Source organism: Anaerotalea alkaliphila (assembly GCF_010179735.1).
GTDB classification, from domain to species: domain Bacteria; phylum Bacillota; class Clostridia; order Lachnospirales; family Vallitaleaceae; genus Anaerotalea; species Anaerotalea alkaliphila.
This window is the reverse complement of record NZ_JAAEEH010000074.1, coordinates 1-2,933: the sequence shown is the minus strand read 5'-3', so window position 1 is coordinate 2,933 and position 2,933 is coordinate 1. Positions and strand designations below refer to the sequence as shown.

3 protein-coding genes are annotated in these 2,933 nt (G+C 53.6%); all 3 read right to left on the bottom strand.

Annotation, left to right across the window (positions count from 1 at the left end; translation table 11 throughout):
* Window positions 1-253 precede the first annotated feature (253 nt).
* The 3 genes from GXN74_RS14125 to srtB all read right to left on the bottom strand — a co-directional run bounded on the left by GXN74_RS14125 (window position 254) and on the right by srtB (window position 2,784).
* Entirely contained in the window at window positions 254-1,468 is a 1,215-nt protein-coding gene (locus GXN74_RS14125) for an ammonium transporter (RefSeq protein ID WP_246208739.1), read from the bottom strand.
* 27 nt (window positions 1,469-1,495) lie between these two features.
* Window positions 1,496-1,843: a P-II family nitrogen regulator gene (locus GXN74_RS14120; protein ID WP_162371576.1), complete on the bottom strand. Its 348-nt coding sequence runs from the start codon at window positions 1,841-1,843 to the stop codon at window positions 1,496-1,498.
* A 185-nt stretch (window positions 1,844-2,028) separates the two neighbouring features.
* Window positions 2,029-2,784 (bottom strand): class B sortase, encoded by a 756-nt coding sequence (gene srtB, locus GXN74_RS14115; RefSeq protein ID WP_162371575.1) that lies wholly within the window; start codon window positions 2,782-2,784, stop codon window positions 2,029-2,031.
* Window positions 2,785-2,933: the final 149 nt, after the last annotated feature.

The window sequence follows — 2,933 nt, the reverse complement described above, 5'->3', positions numbered from 1 at the left end:
CCGGATCACCGGCTAACATCCGCGAGTTGGTACAATCGTGAAGAACCACATTTGGAGCAACTGGAGTTCGTCTCTAGTTGCTCTTTTTTGATTGCTCCAAATGTGATACTTCACTTATGAATTATATTCCGAGTCATAAAAAAGAATCCTGAAGAAAAAACGCATATGCTTCTTCTCAGAATTCTTTTTTGCTGCCATTAACTTAATGACATTGGCCAAAGGCTGCCTTCTCCTGTGTTCCCGTGTCTGTGGCCTATGTCCGCACCTGGAAGTCCGCATAGGATTCCATTCCGTGTTCTTCCAGGTCCAGTCCCACCATTTCTTCCTTTTCACTGACCCGCAGGCCTACGGTTAGGTTGATGACATTGAAGATGATGTAGGTTGTCAGCAGGGTCCAGGCCAGAACCGCCACAACTCCCAGAGCCTGGACACCCAGAAGCCCGAATCCGCCTCCGTAAAGGACGCCGCCGTCCACTGCGAATACGCCAACCATCACCGTTCCCAGGGCTCCGTTCACCATGTGCACCCCTACGGCACCTACCGGGTCGTCCACCTTCATCACCTTGTCTACGAATTCGATGGCGAACACCACCGTCACGCCACCCAGGAGGCCGATGACCGCAGCCCCCACCGGAGTGACCACATCGCATCCGGCGGTGATGGCCACCAGACCGGCCAACGCACCGTTCAATGTCATGGAGACATCAGGCTTCTTGTATCGGATCCACGTCACTGTCATTGCTGCGATGGCCGCCATGGCTGCGGCCAGGTTTGTGGTTACGAAGATACGTCCGATGGCCAAAGCGTCTTCCACGGAACTGGCTGCCAACTGGGAACCGCCATTGAAGCCGAACCATCCGAACCAGAGGATGAAGACCCCCAGTGCACCCAAGGTCACGCTGTGGCCGGGGATGGCCATGGAACGGCCGTCTTTCGTGTACTTGCCCAGCCTGGGGCCCAGCACGTAGGCTCCCACCAAGGCTGCTGCGCCGCCCAGCATGTGGACCGCCGTGGAGCCGGCGAAGTCATGGAAGCCCAACTGGGACAACCAGCCGCCGCCCCAGATCCAGTGCCCGGAGATGGGATAGACCAGCAGGGATATGAAGAAGCTGTAAATCAGATAGGAGGAGAATTTCGTCCTTTCCGCCATCGCGCCCGAAACGATGGTTGCCGCCGTCGCGCAGAAGACGGTTTGGAATATCAATGCCGTATAGTCGCCGCTGAAGAAAAACGACGGCATCCCCAGGAAGCCTCCCAGGTCCGTTCCATACATCAATCCATAACCCACCGCCCAGTAGATGACGGATCCCACGGAGAAGTCCATCAGGTTCTTCATGATGATGTTGCCCGCATTTTTTGATCGGGTGAATCCGGTCTCCACCATGGCGAATCCCGCCTGCATGAAAAACACCAGCGCCGCAGCAACCAAAACCCAAATCGTGTCCATGACAAATTTCAAATCTTCCATACCGTATTCCTCCTTCTTTCGAATCTGCTAAAGGGCCTTTACCCCTTGCTCGCCTGTGCGTACCTTGACCACGTCTTGGGTGGCGTAGACAAAAATCTTTCCATCCCCCACTTCCCCCGTCCGGAGCACTTGGGTGGCCGTGCTGACCACCAGGTCCACAGGAACCTCGCACACGACAACTTCAATTTTGATTTTGGGAAGCAGATCTATCTTGTACTGGCTGCCCCTGTAGTACTCGCTTTTTCCTTTTTGCAGCCCGCAACCCAGCACATGGGAGAACGTCATCCCCGTGATGCCGATCTGGTTCAAGGCCTCCTTCAGATCTTCCGCCTTCTCCGGCCTGGTAATGATGTCGATTTTCGTCATCTTGTCCATTTTTTCTCCTCCACTTCTGCTGATGATTTGCTGGATGAACTCAAAAAAGGCCTACACATTTCCACCAGGGAAATGTGTAGGCCACTTTGCCTACGTTGCCGACATGCACCTTTACATGTTCTTGCGTGTTTCTTATTATGAATACCATAATACCCCTTATGAATCCATTTGTCAATATGTTTTCATCATTTTATTTCCACTCCATGGACCACGAACCTTCCGTTGTCGACTTCATAGCTGCAGGTGGCCAGGGTGAGGATCTTGTCCTCAGGTCCCACCTCCAGGATCTTTGCATGGACGGACTTGTCCTGGATGGTTTCCAGGAACTTCCCGTATTCCTCCCCTTCGAACCGGGTCTCGATGAAGTAGAAGTCGGCATCCGTGAAGTATGCGGCGAACACGGCGAACCTGCGGGTTCCGAACAGGCCCTCGAACTCCAGGAGCGGATTCGCCTCCAGGAAAAGCGGATCCGCATACTTCCCCAGCTCCCCGAACATCCTGTCATCCTTCAGGTTGTGTCCGTAAAGGATCATATGCTTGTCGTATCCGTTCCCCACATTCCGGTAATCCATGAAGATGGAACCCGCCTTGTCTTTTTCCTTGTCGAAATTGTGGTCCAGGTAGAATTCGTTGTCCACTCCCCGGACCACCGGATGGTCGACCTTTGTGCCTGGAATACGGACCCACCCCACATAGCCGCTGTTCCTGTCGAACAGCGGCTGCTGGGGATTTCCCCGCACCTGGTAGCTCTCCCGGACGGGCGGTGGGGAAACCTCCTTTAAAAACTCCTCGGGAGACTCCATTTCCTCCCCGGCGCCGTAAAGTTGCCGCAACTCTTCCAGCGCCTGCCGCTGCCGTTCGACCTCCGACTGCCGGAAGAGTTCATTTCCCAATAGATAGAGCACCAGCACGAACAGAAATGCCGATAAGGACCGCTTCATGAATACCACCTCCCGTCTTGTTTCAATTGTACCAAATCGCTGGCGCGATGGCTAGGCAAGGCACATCGTTTTTCAAGCCTTTAGTCTTTCCCGTAGCCATGTTTTTTTGATTTAGAACAAAAAAGTAGTAGCTGCTTTTGAATATGTGT